This is a genomic window from Paenibacillus sp. 22594 (genome assembly GCF_052044425.1).
Lineage (GTDB): Bacteria > Bacillota > Bacilli > Paenibacillales > Paenibacillaceae > Paenibacillus_AQ.
This window is the reverse complement of sequence record NZ_JBQENA010000001.1, coordinates 1002171-1017165: the sequence shown is the minus strand read 5'-3', so window position 1 is coordinate 1017165 and position 14995 is coordinate 1002171. Positions and strand designations below refer to the sequence as shown.

Below are 14995 nucleotides of genomic sequence, written 5' to 3'. Positions count from 1 at the left end.
TAAACCAAAGCTATACAAGGAGGCATGAACATGAGCATTATTCCTTATGTCATTGAACAAACAAGCAGAGGCGAGCGATCCTACGATATTTATTCCCGGCTGCTGAAGGACCGGATTGTATTCGTAGGTGCGGCCATCGACGATCAACTGGCGAACAGCATCATTGCCCAGCTGCTCTTCCTGGCGGCAGATGAGCCGGATAAGGATATCCAGATGTATATCAACAGCCCGGGAGGCTCGACTACCGCAGGCTTCGGTATTTATGATACGATGCAGGTAATCAAACCGCAGGTCAGTACCATTTGCACGGGATTTGCGGCTTCATTTGCTTCACTTTTGCTCCTGGCCGGAGCTACCGGCAAACGGTACGCGCTGCCAAACAGCGAGATTATGATTCATCAGCCGCATGGCGGTGCCCAGGGCCAGGCCAGCGACATTGCCATCAGTGCCCGCCGGATTCTGCAGATTAGGGAGAAGGTTGTGCAGATCAGTGCCGAGCGCACGGGTCAGACGGCAGAGAAGGTAGCCAAGGATATGGACCGGGATTATTTCATGTCGGCCCAGGAGGCACTGGAATACGGCATTATCGACAAAGTGATTACCAAACTATAAGCAGAGGAGCGGATTCTGAAATGCTGGAAGCTTTGCAAGGTCAAGAGGTTACCGTGAATTTTCTGGATGGTTCTAGTGTCAGAGGCGGCATTCTGGAAGAAATCGATGAGCGCTTCGTGAAGTACCGTACCGAATATCAGGTACTGTACATTCCGATTACCTCGATCCGAGCTGTAGTTGTAGAGACGAAAGAACGCGAGCGTCCGCGGGTTGGATTCGGGCAATAAGGAATAGATCGAAAAGGACGACGAATATACAGCCTTCATTTCTCCCCCTGGGGAAGTGAAGGCTGTTTGCGCTGGAGCCGCAGCTCTCCGATGGTGTGACAAATTTAATTAACTTTGTTACTCAAGTCTCAAGACCTATTCACCAAATAATACTAAAATTGAATAGTTGTGTTTCGCAATATTAAAAAGTGGTGAAAAGAGAAATTAATCGACCAGAAGAGACCGTTGTTCTCTCGCCTATTCAGACATCTTACAAAAAGAAAAGCACGCTAATTTACTAAGCCGGAGGGAACACTATTTTGAGAAAACTATCATTCGTTCTTGCCATTATCATGTTAGGTGCAATGTTGTCCGCTTGTTCTGCTAATTCATCTGCCTTGGATCAAGCGGTTTCAGGTGTTACGTCCGGAGAAAACAAGGAAATTGAGAAATACAATGCGTATGTGAGTCTGAATAACTTGATGACAGGAAGAATCAATGAGGTTTTGGTTCATTATTTCGAGAAGTTCGGAGTGGATACACAGCCTGTAATCGAGAAGAACTTCAGCTTCATTATGCTTGACGTTGCTGGAACGGAGCGGGAAGTTATTGATAAAGCGAACGGATATACCTCAAGCCAACCTGCTTTTGCGAACGCAGACCCCGTAGTGACCAATCTGACTCCAGCCATCAAGGATCTGTTGTCCGTCCTGGACGAAATGAAAGCTTATTATGATGCAAGAAGCTACGTGGATGATGATTTTGCAAAAGGAAAACAGCTGCATACCAAACTGGTAAGTGCCAATCTCGCCTATGAAACTGTCGCCAGACAATACTTCACGGCTTTACAAAAATTGGCTAACGAGAAGCGGCTGGCTGAACTGCAAAAATTCAAGGATGCAGACCAGCAGATCAGGTATAATGCCTTGAAGTTTATGATAGATGCCGAGGCCACCGCCATTGAAATGGATGAGCAGGGAATCAACGCCGGCAATGTGCTACAGCTGGATATGGCGAAGTTTAAAGCCAAATACGACATCATGGCCGCAGATCTGAGTGCGCTCATGACAATCTCAAAAGACCAGAAACGGATTCAAAAAGAAGGGATTAACAGCTTCAGTATCGGGAACTATGTTAATTCTGCCACGGAGGCAAAAGCAGCCGCTTCAAAAATCATTGAACGCATCAATAAGAAGGAAGCTGTATCTGATTCTGACCTGAACGGCCAGTTTCTGAACACTACGGATGGTACACCTGAGAATTTCAATTATCTGCTAAGTAAGGCGGTCGAACGATATAATGAAATGAATTAAGGAGCGGTCTGGAGCCAAACGTTTGAAAGGAGCGGAACAATATCCAATACATTAAATCGGTTGTCGAAGATGAGATTTATTATTTTGAAGTAGATGATGAACAGACAGCTTACCGGCAGATCGTTGCGAAACAAGGAGGCGCCTTCGAAATTTCGGGCAGCCCGGATTTTTTCTTAACGGACCAGGCTGTGGAGATGTTGGAAGAGGATATTTCTATTGAACGGGCTGAATTTGAAAAGGTTTGGATATCGGCAATGGCTTCCTACCAGGAAGAGTGGACCCGGATGAAGCAGAGATATTCACCAGGGCAGCATGTAGCTGGAGCGATTCTGTTCTTTACGATCCATGGCATTCATATTGCCTTATCTGACGGGGGATTTGCAGTCACAGCTTATGAAGCAGTTCGTTCCCGGGTCGATCATAGCTTCCTGTATCCGCACTATCTCATCGAAGGCACAGTTCAAGGCTGGGATGATGTAAACTGCTGGCTGATTATTGAAAATTGCACGATGAACGGGAAGAAAGACAGCAAGGAGATCATTTAATCACCTGCTGAGCCGTGTGAACCGCAGATTCTGTTTGCTGCTATGGTTCTCCATGGCTTTTTTATTTATACAAACAGGATGAAATATTCACGACTGACGATCACGAGTATTGGATTAACAGGAATACATATAATAACCCCAACGAAGGGCTGGTTAGAGTAGACAAGCATTCTGGTGGCGGGATAACAGTTAATATAGGAAGGAAATCGGGTAAAAGAGTATATTGTGCGATGATGAACAGCCATTTCATTGCTTTTCAAAAAAAATTATGAAGCAGGCAGCTCCTGTGATACAATTATCTAGTTGTCCTGGTCCGTGGAGTCCCATTTCTTATAATGCTTTTACACACACTGGGAATTGGAGAAAAAAACGCAGGAAATCAGAGCATTTCAGTGTATTTTCATGCGTTCGTGAGTATTAACAGGGTAATCATGAGATTTTACAGTCTCGGTATCAATTTTTGTCGTTATTTATTGATTTATTGCGTTGCTTTATGTATAATCAGCCTTGTTGATTTTTCAAATGGAATAGCCATTGCTTCCGAAGCAAGTTTTGTACGAAGCTATTCTTATGAAGCAACGCTAACAAAACTTTTTTTGGGAGGTAATCAATTTTGGGAAAAGCGTTAATTATTGGCGCTGGCGGTGTAGCGAGCGTTGTTGTTCATAAATGCTGCCAGAACCCGGATGTATTTGAAGAGATCTGCATAGCGAGCAGAACTGTCGCGAAATGTGATGCTCTGAAAGATAAATTGGCCGGAGGCCAGACGAAGATTTCTACGGCTCAGCTTGATGCAGATAACACGGACGAGGTAATCGAACTGATTAAGAGCTTCCAGCCGGATGTCGTGATTAATGTCGCTCTCCCATATCAGGACCTGACCATTATGGATGCCTGCCTGGCAACGGGAGTGCACTATGTCGATACTGCCAACTACGAACCGCAGGATACTGCGAAATTCGAATATTCCTGGCAATGGGCTTACAAAGAAAGATTCGAAAAAGCCGGAATTACCGCGCTGCTCGGCAGTGGCTTTGACCCTGGGGTAACCGGAGTATTCACGGCCTATGCGCAAAAACATTATTTTGACGAAATCCACACGATTGATATTGTTGACGCCAACGCGGGTGATCATGGTTATCCGTTCGCGACCAACTTCAATCCTGAAATCAACATTCGTGAAATCACGGCCAACGGGCGTTACTTCGAGAATGGCGAATGGATCGAAACTGCACCATTGTCCGAGAAGAAAGTCTATGATCTCCCGGAGATCGGCCCGAAGGATATTTACCTCTTATATCATGAAGAGCTGGAATCTCTGGCTGCCAACATCCCTGGCGTGAAGAAAATTCGCTTCTGGATGACCTTCTCGCAGAACTATCTGACTCACCTGAAGGTGCTTGAGAATGTGGGTATGACCTCCATTGAGCCGATAATGTATGAAGGCAAGGAGATTATTCCTTTACAGTTTCTGAAGGCCATTCTACCTGACCCGGCTTCCCTGGGACCAAGAACCAAAGGTAAAACTAACATTGGCTGCATTATCCAAGGCACGAAAGACGGCCAGCCTAAAACGTATTATGTCTACAATGTCTGCGATCATGAGGAATGCTACAGAGAAGTGGGCTCCCAAGCCATTTCCTACACAACCGGCGTACCTGCAATGATCGGAGCCATGCTTATCATAAAAGGTATCTGGAAGAAACCGGGCGTATATAACGTGGAGGAATTCGATCCGGATCCATTCATGGATGCACTTAACAAACACGGGCTGCCTTGGCAAGAAGATTTCTCGCCGACGCTGCTGGATTAGGGCCTAAGATCATGAAGGATATAGATATCAATATCAGCAATCTGCCGTCACCCGCGTATCTAGTTGATGAACGGCTGCTGACGAAGAACCTGGAAACGTTGAATTACGTGCAGGAGCAGACAGGAGCCAAGATTCTTCTGGCGCAAAAAGGCTTCTCCATGCATGCGCTGTACCCGCTGGTCGGCAAGTATCTGCATGGGGTGACCTCCAGCTCCTTGTTCGAAGCAAGACTCGGCTATGAGGAAATGGGCAAAGAGGTGCATGTCTATGCACCGGCTTATATGGACCGTGAGTTCGATGAGCTGCTTACCTATACGGATCACATGGTGTTCAATTCATTTGACCAGTGGGCCCGGTTCAAGGAACGGGTCCAGAACGCGCCTAAGAATATCAGCTGCGGTATCCGCGTTAATCCGGAGTATTCCGAGATTGAAGTCCCGCTGTATGATCCTTGCTACAACAACTCCCGGATGGGAGTGACCTTGCCTAATTTCCGGCCGGAAGAGCTGGACGGCATTGACGGACTGCATTTCCATACGATGTGCGAACAGAACTCGGATACACTGGAGCGTACGCTCAAGGTAGTCGAAGAGAAGTTCGGTGAATATCTGCATGGCATGAAATGGCTCAACTTTGGCGGCGGTCATCACATTACCCGTCCTGATTATGACTTGGACACGCTGATCAAATGCATTCTTCATATGAAAGAAACCTATGATGTGCAGATCTACCTGGAGCCGGGTGAGGCGGTTGCGCTGAACACAGGGTACCTGGTAGCCACCGTACTGGATACCATGCGCAATGGCATGGATATTGCTATCCTGGACACTTCGGCAGAATGCCATATGCCGGATGTGCTGGCGATGCCGTACCGTCCGGGCATTATCGGTGCAGGAGAGCCAGGAGAATATCCGTACACGTATAGACTCGGCGGCATGACCTGCCTGGCAGGGGATATCATCGGGGACTATTCCTTCAAGGAGCCGCTGAAATACGGCGACAAGCTGGTTTTCCTCGATATGGCGCATTACTCCATGGTTAAGAATCATATGTTCAACGGTGTGAACCTGCCGGCTATCGCTTCATACAACGATGAAGAAGGCCTCAAGGTCATCCGCGAGTTTGAATATAGCGATTTCAGCGGCCGTTTGTCTTAATCCATTTATAGTCAGGTGTCCTGTAAGCCAATCTTATGGCTTGCAGGACACCTTTTTTGCTTTTTCCTATAGCCAGTATTCCAGAAGTCGGACACGGAGAAAATGGTTATAACGATTCTGTACATAGTTCTGCAGGGTGCAGAGTGATAATCTGAAAACAGTGTATAACCGGAAGGGAGTGATCGGCATGAAACGCCGGGCTAATCAAACCACTGCTGCAGTGAAGGTGAAAGAAACTTGAAGATCAAAAGGAGCTGCTGCAGAGCGTGCTAAAATTGAAATATTTGTTCAATAATGAAGAGTTGGCGGAAATGATACTACGGAATTGGGCGTATGATCAGGAATCGCTGCATTTGTTCCAGTATTACCGGATTTCCTCCAATGCGATATATCCTTTCGAGAACGGAGGGAAGAATCAGCTGCTCCGGTTCGCGCCACAGACAGAGAAGCTTAGAAGTAATCTGCTGGCGGAGCTTGAGTTCCTCTCGTACCTGCGTGAGCGTGGATATGGAGTGCTTGAAGCTGTGCCTTCCCGGGAAGGTTCAGAGCTTGTAGAAGCGCAGACACCTTGGGGGGCTTATTATGCAACGGTCTTTAAGCGTGTCCCCGGGGTGCGAATGGATGATACTACTCTGGATGACCAGATCGTATTCCGCTACGGTCAGGCTTTGGGGGAGCTTCATCGGCTATCCAGTGACTACAGCCCTGTGCAGAGCAAAAGATGGACACACAGCGAGGTGCTGGAGTGGATTCGCCGGGTCCTGAGGCCACACCCGGAACAAACAGCGGCATGGGCAGAGACAGAGAGGCTTGCGGACTATTTCAGCACAATTCCGGTGACACCGGCCAATTACGGACTGATTCATTATGATTTTGAGCTGGATAATATCTTTTATGATCAGACACAGGATACGGTTAACGTCATTGATTTCGACGATGCCATGTACCACTGGTATGCCGTGGATATTGAGCAAGCCCTGGACAGCCTGCTGGAAGCTGTTGCAACAGCGGAGCAGGATCATAAGAAGGAGCGCTTTCGGGAGGGTTACGCCAGCCGGTATGATCTGTCAGAGGATGGACCGTCTTTGTCAGCCTGTAGACGTTTTGCTGATTTGTACAGGTATGCGCGGATCCTGAGGTCTACGGCGGAACAGTGGGAGCATGAGCCGGAATGGCTGTTGGCTCTGCGGAGCCGCCTGGACAGCTCGCTGAAAGTCGGCAGCAGCCGGTTCGGGGAGAAGCTGTAGCTGGAGAAAAAGTGAATTTTGTACACATAAAGAGCCTCAGTCCCACTGGAAGTGGGGGCTGAGGCTCTTTTGCAGCAGCAGGGAACGAAGAGTGACGAAAAATTAAAGCACTCCTGGCCTGCTCTCTGTGATACAATAATTTAGTCTGTTTTTTGAGGAACCTTGCAGACTTCGGAGTCATGCTCCATACCGGAGCCAGCTTCGGGATTGACCGTACTTGAGGAGGATATCAGCATTAATGGAACATGCACCTTTTATTGCAGTAGAGGGCCCGATCGGAGCTGGAAAAACCACCCTAGCCACGATGTTGGCCGGCGAATTACAGCTCCCGGTGATTAAAGAAATCGTGGACGAGAATCCTTTTCTGGACAAGTTCTATCAGAATATGGACGACTGGAGTTTTCAGCTTGAGATGTTTTTTCTCTGCAACCGATACAAGCAGCTTGAAGATACCGTGAACCAGTTCATAGATAAAGGCAAACCGGTTATTTCGGATTATCATATTTATAAGAATCTGATCTTTGGGGAGCGCACACTGAAGGGAACGAAGCGGGACAAATACCGCGAAATCTACCATGTGCTGACGGACGATCTGCCGAAGCCGGATATTATTCTCTACATTCGTGCAGACCTCGATACGTTGCTGGCGCGCATCGCGAAGCGTGGGCGTTCGTTCGAGGAGGAGATTGCCCCTGCCTATTTGCAGCAGTTAATCGAAGATTATGATGCAGCCATGGCCTCGCTGGCACTTTCGGAGCCGTCCACCATCATTGTTACGATCGATGGAAATCAGGTAGATTTTGTAGAGAACAAGGAAGACTTCGCTGCGATCGCCGAACACTTAAAGGAGCTTATGACATGAACCCATACAACATCCCGGATAATGCCATTATTACAGTAGCCGGTACGGTAGGTGTCGGTAAATCGACGTTGACCGCAGCCCTGGCCGAGCGCCTGAACTTCCAGACGTCCCTGGAGCAGGTGGACCATAATCCATACCTGGAGAAGTTTTATCATGATTTTGAGAGATGGAGTTTTCATCTGCAAATTTATTTCCTGGCGGAACGCTTCAAGGAGCAGAAGAAGATGTTCGAACTTGGCGGCGGGTTTGTGCAGGACCGTTCGATCTATGAGGATACCGGTATTTTTGCCAAAATGCATGCCGATCAGGGTACCATGTCCAAGACCGACTATGACACCTACACCAGCCTGTATGAGGCCATGGTCATGACGCCGTATTTCCCGCATCCAGACGTGCTGATCTATATCGAAGGCAGCCTGCCCTCGATCCTGACCCGCATCAATGAACGCGGACGCGAGATGGAAATCCAGACCGATGTCTCCTACTGGGAGCATATGCACGGCCGCTATTCGCAGTGGATTGGCGAGTTCAGCGCCTGTCCGGTACTGCGCCTGAACATCGACGATTACGATGTGAAGGACCCGGGATCGATGGCGGAAATTCTCCGGAAGGTTGGCGCGGCGATTGGCCGGGCACCGGTGGGGAAGTAAGGAAGCGCAGGGATGAAGAAGAAGACACTGTTAATAATGAGAAGCTACTGTATAGTTCAATTGGAGCGGCGCCTTGGAGCGCTGCTTTTTTTTGAAAAGATAAGATAATATTTGCTTCGCGCAATAAAATGATCCTTATCTTTCTCGATGCTGTTGTTAATAAAAGTTTAGTGCTAGACTGGGGAGTGTCAATAAACCGATAAGGAAATTAGTGGGAACAGGTAACTTTTTTCTTGTGAAGACTGGCGGTGCACAAAATGATTAATTTAATTATGGCGATTCAGATATTAAGCTTCTTTTTTATTTTCCGATCCATCTCACGCTATCACTTTACAATCAAAGAAATAACAGTTTGGCTAGTGGTATTTTTAATGATTGGATTTGTCTCTACATATTTTATAGGCGTATGGGGCGCGATTACGCTATTTTTCTGTTTTGTGGGCATCTCCTACTTTAAAAATCATAGAACGTTTACCGCTTTAGGTGTTTTTTATGGAGCATATGCTTTAGTAATGAATTCATTTATCGGTTATCTCGCAGCAGATCCGATTACAAGCGTGGTTGAATTTATCTTCAAACAATCAACAGCGAATATGGATTATCTGCCGTATCTTTTTACAGCTATTGCACCGCCTGTTATCAATGAAATCGGCCTTAGATTGGTGCGTCATTATGTTCCACAGCTCAACAAAGAAATCCTGCAGGAATCCAGTAAAGTCATTCTTTTTCCAGTGATCGTTCTCTTCATTATCATCATTATCTCAGTGTATCCGATTTTAACCATTGGTAATGAAACGGGTGATTTCAATTCATTCCATAGAGCATTACTTGTAGGAATGTGGCTGCTATTTATCATTGCGTTGCTGTATATGCAGTTTCAATACACTCATATTCATAAAAGAGAAATTGAAAAAGCTAAAAATGAACAATTGGTGCAACTTAAGGATTATGCAGCGCAGCTTGAAAAAATATACGATGAATTCAGAGGTTTTCGTCATGACTATGCCAACATCCTGTTGACCCTGGAGGATGGGATTTATCGGGAGGATTGGGAGCAAGTCAAACAGGTGTATGAACAAACCGTTAAGCCAACCGGGCAATTAATGCGTAAGAATGAGTATAGCTTTGTTAAGCTGCGAAACCTGCATGTATCAGAGGTCAAAAGCATCTTGGCTGCCAAAATCATAATGGCCCAGCAGATGAAAATTGATGTTGCATTAGAAATTGAAGAACCCATTCATCTGATTCAGATGGAATTGATTTCTTTTACCAGGATTCTCTCGGTTCTGTTAGATAACGCGATTGAAGCAGCGGCAAAGACGGAAAAAGCAAAGATATCGATTGTGTTATTGGAGGACCCGACCATTCAACGAATCAAAATTGAAAATAGCAGCGGAGAGCAGGTCAGTTTACGACGGCTGGGACAACGCGGATATTCGTCCAAAGGCAGGGGGCGTGGCTTGGGACTTTATAATGTACAGCAAATGTTAAAAGAAAATAACTTCGCGTCATTAGAGACGGAAGCTCAATCGAACTTATTCTCACAGACGCTTATTTTGAGAAAGACTGGAGAACAGAAATGAATATTTATATATTAGAGGATAACCTTATCCAGCAGCAGCGGTTGGAACGAATCATTAAATCATTGTCGTTAAAGCATCAGATCCGTTACCGGAATCTATTCTCAACCGCAAAACCGGAGCTTTTATTATCGCAAATTGAAAATGTGGCCGATCATCAATTGTATTTTCTGGATTTGCAGATCAAGCATGAGGAGCACAAAGGGCTCGCTGTCGCTAAGGAGATAAGAAAAAAAGATCCATATGGCACGATTGTTTTTGTGACCACACATTCTGAGCTTGCGCCGATAACGTTTGAATATCGTGTGGCTGCTTTGGATTTTATTGAAAAAGAGTTACGGGAAGAAGAATTTATTCAAAAAGTTGAAGAGTGTCTATTGATTGCCGATTCGCGCCGGACGATTCCGGTAAGTCCCGATAATTTTTCTTTTGAGAATAAATACACCAGCTTTCAAATTCCTTTTTCAGATATTTTTTATTTTGAAACCATGGAAATTGCACATAAAATAAGATTAATTACTAAGTCTAAAGTTCTTGATTTTTATGCTGAATTAAATGAAATTGCAGGTTATGATGAACGCCTGTTCCGTTGCCATCGAGCGTTTGTAGTGAATTTAACCAATATTAGATCCGTTGATAAGAAGAACAAATTAGTCTTGTTTGATCATAATGAAAGCTGTCCGGTTTCAAGAAGATTACAAAAGGAAACCATTGAAAAGATAGAAGCTTTAAGGCAACAATAATATTTTGCTTGAATATGAAATTTTAAATATATAAGTTGAACTTAAAAAATCATAAAAAGGTAGGAGTGCGGAGGGGAAGTTTGGAACTGTAGGAGCGATAGCGACCGCCTTTGTCTGCGGATTTCCACCGCGAATAGCGGTATAAATCAAGAAATCTGTAGACAACAGCGGCCGGAAGTCCAAACATTCCCCGCAGTTACGATCAGACCCTAATATGAAAATCTAAAGTTCAACTTATATAGAAGTGCTGGAAGCTATTTCTTAAATGGCGGCCGGCACTTCTTTTCTTTTACAAAGCGTACCATCTATGAAGGTTAAAGGACTGTTGGTGATGTTACCATCTTGAATGGAGGGCCAAAGCCTTATGCTGGAAACGTAGCAGGGAGATAGACCACACCGCATAAGGAGCGAGAAATCATGGAAACCATAATCCAAATCAATCACTTGTCAAAAGCTTATAAAGGAAACGAAATCGTTTCAGATGTAACCATGCATATTGAAAAAGGCGAAATTTACGGGTTTCTGGGACCCAATGGTGCGGGAAAAACAACAATTATGAAAATGATCTTAAATTTGGTGAAGCCAACATCAGGCGAGATTGTTGTGCTAAATCAACCTGTATCACAAACCTCTTTTCAATACTTGCAGCATATAGGCAGTATCATTGAATATCCCGTTTTTTATAACCGGATAACAGCCATTGAAAACTTGAAATATCATTGTGAGTACACTCAGTATCATGGTGAGAATCGCATTCATGAAGTGCTGGAAACGGTTGGCTTAAAAGGAGTGGGAAACAAAAAAGTAGATGAGTTTTCTCTTGGGATGAAACAGCGCCTTGGAATTGCCAGGGCCATTCTTACCAAGCCGGAAATTTTGATTTTGGATGAGCCGATTAATGGTTTGGACCCTGTGGGGATCAAAGATATCCGTCTGCTTTTGCTGGAACTGAAGAATGACTACGGTATGACAATTCTAGTCTCCAGTCATATTGTTTCAGAGATTGAATTCATTGCGGATACGATCGGAATCATTAATCATGGACAATTAATAAAGGAAGTTAAGATGAGTGAAATCAGAAAAGAAAATGCCCAATACCTGCAAATTAAAGTGATTGACAGTAAGCGCGCTTCGCTTGTGCTGGAGAGAAAATTGAACATTCATGACTATGAAGCTATTGATCTGGAAACCATCCGGGTCTATCAACAAGATGTATCACAATCGGTCATAAATAAAGAGCTGGTGCTAAATGATATTGTTGTAAATCGCATCGAAACACAGCAAAACAACCTGGAAGAGTATTTCCTGAATCTTATTCATGGAGGCAAATAACATGTTCAGATTAATGAGGATCGAATGGAAGAGAAATCATCTGGCGGGATATGGGATAAGGGCTGTGATTTGTATGGTTATTATTTTTGGAATGGTTGCCGGTATGGCTTTAATGTCAAATGCGCAGGATGAACCCATGTTTTTAGATTTTACAGCCTTCATGTCACTGGCTAACATCTTTGTTCGTATTACCTTTGTTGTTTTTTCAGGCATCATTATTTCCAGGCTAGTGATTGATGAATATAAAAATAAAACCATTCAATTGTTATTTTCGTATCCCCTGCAGCGGAAAAAAGTGATTCAAGCAAAGCTAATGATTGTGCTTGGTTTCTGTTTCTTCAGTGTAGTAATCTCTACCTTCATCATTGAAGTATTGACCGTCTTATTAAATCCGACAGTACACTTTTTCGAAACAGCAGCAACAAAGGAAGATGTGTTGGCTACCATTCCATCAATCCTTGTTGCTTCAGCAATGACAGCCGGCTTAAGTCTTATTCCTTTGTCTTTCGGTATGCGTAAAAAATCTACTGCCACAACAATTACTAGTTCAGTAATCTTAGGAATCCTGCTAAATTCTATGGTTTCTGATGGAAGCAGTTCTGTATCCATGTTTCAATTTATCGGCGTACCCATCGTATTCTGCTTGCTGGGTTTAGCTGTAGCTTATCTATCGTATCGAAAAATTGACAGAACGGATGTTGCATAAACTATGAAATCAAATAAGTGGATTTGGATATCGATGGCGGTTATTCTGGTGGGAATCCTCGTTATTGGCTTGCAAGGTGGATCTCAAAATTTTGAGCTAACAGAAGATATCCCGGCGAAAGAAATTCAGAGCATCGAAATCAATAATGATTCATGGGAGCTTCTTGTGAAGGAATCAACAGACAATCAAGTCCATGTAGACATTGAGGGGAATCAGACGGATAAGAAGAAGGCCCCTGTTGCAGTGACACGTCAATCGAATAACTTAGTTATTCAACAAGATAAGCAAATTGGCGGGGCCTTCTCAGCTTTTTCTTTTCATAAAGAGGGAACCATCACGGTTTTAATCCCCAAAAATACAGTAGAACAAGTCAGAATAGTCAACAATGAAGGAGATATCCATATTCGAGCGCTAGCAACCCATAATTTAATCGTTGAAAATAAAGCAGGCAGTATGAAATTAAATCAAGTTGAAGCAGATTCAGGGGACTTAAATTTAATTGAAGGGGACCTGAATGTAAAGGATAGCTCATTTGAACGAATAGACGTAGCTGCCAGGGGGAATGACCTCTATTTTAAAAATGTAACCAGTCCAGTCATGAATCTTTATTCTAAAAGCGGCGAAATCGTGCTTAATGGGGTAAATGAAAAAGGTGAAATGAGAGTTGAAACAAAAACTGGGGACATTCAAGTTGATTATCAAACAGCGCCAGCCAGCTTGAAAGTGGCAGTGGAAAATGCCAAAGGAGATACAACGGTTCACTTGGCGAATCTCTTAACCACGGAGAAAACAGACGAGAAAGTAGATGGTACTATTGGTGCCGGGGAGAATTCCTTATATGTCAAAAGCCATTCAGGAAGCATCGGTATTAAATAAAGGTCAACCTGAATCAGGGTGCCGGAAGTGTCTCCCCATGTTACAATAAATGAACAAGCAGAAAGGATGGGGTGATTTTAGTTGAAGTACGATTTTAACCGTATCATTGACCGCCGCAATACCCGTTCATACAAATGGGACCAGTCCGAAAAGCTGTTCGGAGACAAGGAGATTCTTCCACTCTGGGTGGCGGATATGGACTTTGAGAGCCCCCCTGCGGTACAAGAAGCCATTCTGCGCCGTGTGCAGGAGGGGATATACGGCTACAGCGTGACGAGCGATTCTTATAAAGAGGCGATTACGGGCTGGTACCGCAGACGTCATGACTGGGAGATTCAAAAGGAATGGATTACGGATTCCCCCGGAATCGTTACATCGCTGAGCCTTTCGGTAGAGCTGTTCAGCAACCCGGGAGATCAGGTGATTCTGCAGTCGCCGGTGTATTATCCTTTTTATGATGTGATCCGGATGAATGACCGCAAGGTGGCCATCAATCCGCTGAAACTTGAAGAAGGCCATTATGTCATGGATTACGACCAGCTCGAAGAGCTGATGATCGGCGGTGCTAAGCTGCTGCTGCTGTGCAGTCCGCATAATCCGGGCGGGAGAGTGTGGGAGCGGGATGAGCTGCTGCGTCTTGGGGAACTATGCCTGCGGCACGGCGTAACGATAATCTCGGATGAAATTCATTGTGATCTGGCAATGCCGGGCCACAAGCATATTCCGTTCGCCTCCTTGTCTGAGGAGCTGTCGAATATCACACTGACTACGCTTGCGGCTACCAAAACCTTTAATCTGCCGGGACTGCAAACCTCATACACCGTTACCTCCAATCCGGAAATGAGAAGGAAATTTGAGTACAAGCTTAAGACGCTCAGTCTGCACATGTCTGCTTTCTTTACGCCAGAGGCTGTAGAAGCAGCATACAATGAAGGCGCGGAATGGCTGGATGAGCTGGTGCAGCATATCAGCGGAAATGTGGAGTATGCCACCCGTTACCTTGGAGAGCATCTTCCTCAAGTGAAGCCAATGACTCCGGAAGCCACTTACCTGTTGTGGATCGATTGCCGCGCACTCGGACTGGACGCTGACGGTTTGAAAAAGCTGATGTACCGTGAAGCGAAGGTGGCCTTTAATGAAGGTTCTGTATTTGGCACAGAGGGACAAGGCCATCTGCGCATTAATCTGGCTTGCCCGCGTTCCGTTCTTGCAGAAGCACTGGAGCGTTTCTGTCAGTCTGCTGCACCTTATGTAAAATAAGAACACGATAATCATAGGTCCGCCGTATCTCCTTAGAACAGGTTATGTTCGGGAGGGACGGCGGACTTCTACAAATAGAGATACATCATAGGA

Annotated in this window: 15 protein-coding genes; all 15 read left to right on the top strand. The window is 45.0% G+C overall.

Going from position 1 to position 14995, the window contains the following annotated elements; all coding sequences use genetic code 11:
• Positions 1-30: 30 nt before the first annotated feature.
• Positions 31-612, top strand: coding sequence for an ATP-dependent Clp endopeptidase proteolytic subunit ClpP (clpP, locus tag ACTJKB_RS04750; protein ID WP_074112810.1), 582 nt, complete (start codon positions 31-33; stop codon positions 610-612).
• Positions 613-632: 20 nt separating this feature from the next.
• Positions 633-839 carry a hypothetical protein gene (locus ACTJKB_RS04745; RefSeq protein WP_074112809.1) on the top strand — a complete coding sequence of 69 codons (207 nt, stop codon included), beginning with the start codon at positions 633-635 and terminating at the stop codon, positions 837-839.
• 299 nt (positions 840-1138) lie between these two features.
• Positions 1139-2131, top strand: a complete 993-nt coding sequence (locus ACTJKB_RS04740) for a YiiG family protein (RefSeq protein ID WP_440832103.1) — start codon at positions 1139-1141, stop codon at positions 2129-2131.
• 194 nt (positions 2132-2325) lie between these two features.
• On the top strand, positions 2326-2676 hold the full coding sequence (locus ACTJKB_RS04735) for a hypothetical protein (protein ID WP_440832101.1): 351 nt from the start codon (positions 2326-2328) through the stop codon (positions 2674-2676).
• Between the two features lie 613 nt (positions 2677-3289).
• A complete protein-coding gene (locus ACTJKB_RS04730) occupies positions 3290-4489 on the top strand; it encodes a saccharopine dehydrogenase family protein (protein ID WP_440832100.1) in 1200 nt (399 codons plus the stop codon).
• 11 nt (positions 4490-4500) lie between these two features.
• On the top strand, positions 4501-5646 hold the full coding sequence (nspC, locus tag ACTJKB_RS04725; RefSeq protein ID WP_440832099.1) for a carboxynorspermidine decarboxylase: 1146 nt from the start codon (positions 4501-4503) through the stop codon (positions 5644-5646).
• A gap of 266 nt (positions 5647-5912) precedes the next feature.
• A complete protein-coding gene (locus ACTJKB_RS04720) occupies positions 5913-6893 on the top strand; it encodes a phosphotransferase enzyme family protein (RefSeq protein ID WP_440832097.1) in 981 nt (326 codons plus the stop codon).
• A gap of 238 nt (positions 6894-7131) precedes the next feature.
• Positions 7132-7755, top strand: coding sequence for a deoxynucleoside kinase (locus ACTJKB_RS04715; RefSeq protein WP_440832096.1), 624 nt, complete (start codon positions 7132-7134; stop codon positions 7753-7755).
• Positions 7752-8405: a deoxynucleoside kinase gene (locus ACTJKB_RS04710; protein ID WP_074086031.1), complete on the top strand. Its 654-nt coding sequence runs from the start codon at positions 7752-7754 to the stop codon at positions 8403-8405. The genes ACTJKB_RS04715 and ACTJKB_RS04710 overlap by 4 nt, the downstream gene beginning before the upstream one ends.
• A 257-nt stretch (positions 8406-8662) precedes the next feature.
• Positions 8663-9988 carry a sensor histidine kinase gene (locus ACTJKB_RS04705; RefSeq protein WP_440832094.1) on the top strand — a complete coding sequence of 442 codons (1326 nt, stop codon included), beginning with the start codon at positions 8663-8665 and terminating at the stop codon, positions 9986-9988.
• Positions 9985-10728 carry a response regulator transcription factor gene (locus ACTJKB_RS04700; RefSeq protein WP_440832092.1) on the top strand — a complete coding sequence of 248 codons (744 nt, stop codon included), beginning with the start codon at positions 9985-9987 and terminating at the stop codon, positions 10726-10728. Before ACTJKB_RS04705 ends, ACTJKB_RS04700 begins: the two co-directional genes overlap by 4 nt.
• Before the next feature lie 417 nt (positions 10729-11145).
• Positions 11146-12060 carry an ABC transporter ATP-binding protein gene (locus ACTJKB_RS04695; RefSeq protein ID WP_440832091.1) on the top strand — a complete coding sequence of 305 codons (915 nt, stop codon included), beginning with the start codon at positions 11146-11148 and terminating at the stop codon, positions 12058-12060.
• 1 nt (position 12061) lies between these two features.
• Positions 12062-12766: an ABC transporter permease gene (locus tag ACTJKB_RS04690; protein ID WP_440832089.1), complete on the top strand. Its 705-nt coding sequence runs from the start codon at positions 12062-12064 to the stop codon at positions 12764-12766.
• Between the two features lie 3 nt (positions 12767-12769).
• On the top strand, positions 12770-13642 hold the full coding sequence (locus tag ACTJKB_RS04685) for a DUF4097 family beta strand repeat-containing protein (RefSeq protein ID WP_440832088.1): 873 nt from the start codon (positions 12770-12772) through the stop codon (positions 13640-13642).
• An 81-nt stretch (positions 13643-13723) separates the two neighbouring features.
• Positions 13724-14902: a MalY/PatB family protein gene (locus ACTJKB_RS04680; RefSeq protein WP_440832087.1), complete on the top strand. Its 1179-nt coding sequence runs from the start codon at positions 13724-13726 to the stop codon at positions 14900-14902.
• Positions 14903-14995 lie beyond the last annotated feature (93 nt).

Coding starts and splice junctions, on each gene's coding strand:
- ACTJKB_RS04690 (WP_440832089.1), top strand. CDS start 12,062: ATGTTCAGATTAATGAGGATCGAATGGAAGAGAAATCATCTGGCGGGA.
- ACTJKB_RS04705 (WP_440832094.1), top strand. CDS start 8,663: ATGATTAATTTAATTATGGCGATTCAGATATTAAGCTTCTTTTTTATT.
- ACTJKB_RS04715 (WP_440832096.1), top strand. CDS start 7,132: ATGGAACATGCACCTTTTATTGCAGTAGAGGGCCCGATCGGAGCTGGA.
- ACTJKB_RS04745 (WP_074112809.1), top strand. CDS start 633: ATGCTGGAAGCTTTGCAAGGTCAAGAGGTTACCGTGAATTTTCTGGAT.
- ACTJKB_RS04700 (WP_440832092.1), top strand. CDS start 9,985: ATGAATATTTATATATTAGAGGATAACCTTATCCAGCAGCAGCGGTTG.
- ACTJKB_RS04735 (WP_440832101.1), top strand. CDS start 2,326: ATGTTGGAAGAGGATATTTCTATTGAACGGGCTGAATTTGAAAAGGTT.
- clpP (WP_074112810.1), top strand. CDS start 31: ATGAGCATTATTCCTTATGTCATTGAACAAACAAGCAGAGGCGAGCGA.
- nspC (WP_440832099.1), top strand. CDS start 4,501: ATGAAGGATATAGATATCAATATCAGCAATCTGCCGTCACCCGCGTAT.
- ACTJKB_RS04685 (WP_440832088.1), top strand. CDS start 12,770: ATGAAATCAAATAAGTGGATTTGGATATCGATGGCGGTTATTCTGGTG.
- ACTJKB_RS04710 (WP_074086031.1), top strand. CDS start 7,752: ATGAACCCATACAACATCCCGGATAATGCCATTATTACAGTAGCCGGT.
- ACTJKB_RS04695 (WP_440832091.1), top strand. CDS start 11,146: ATGGAAACCATAATCCAAATCAATCACTTGTCAAAAGCTTATAAAGGA.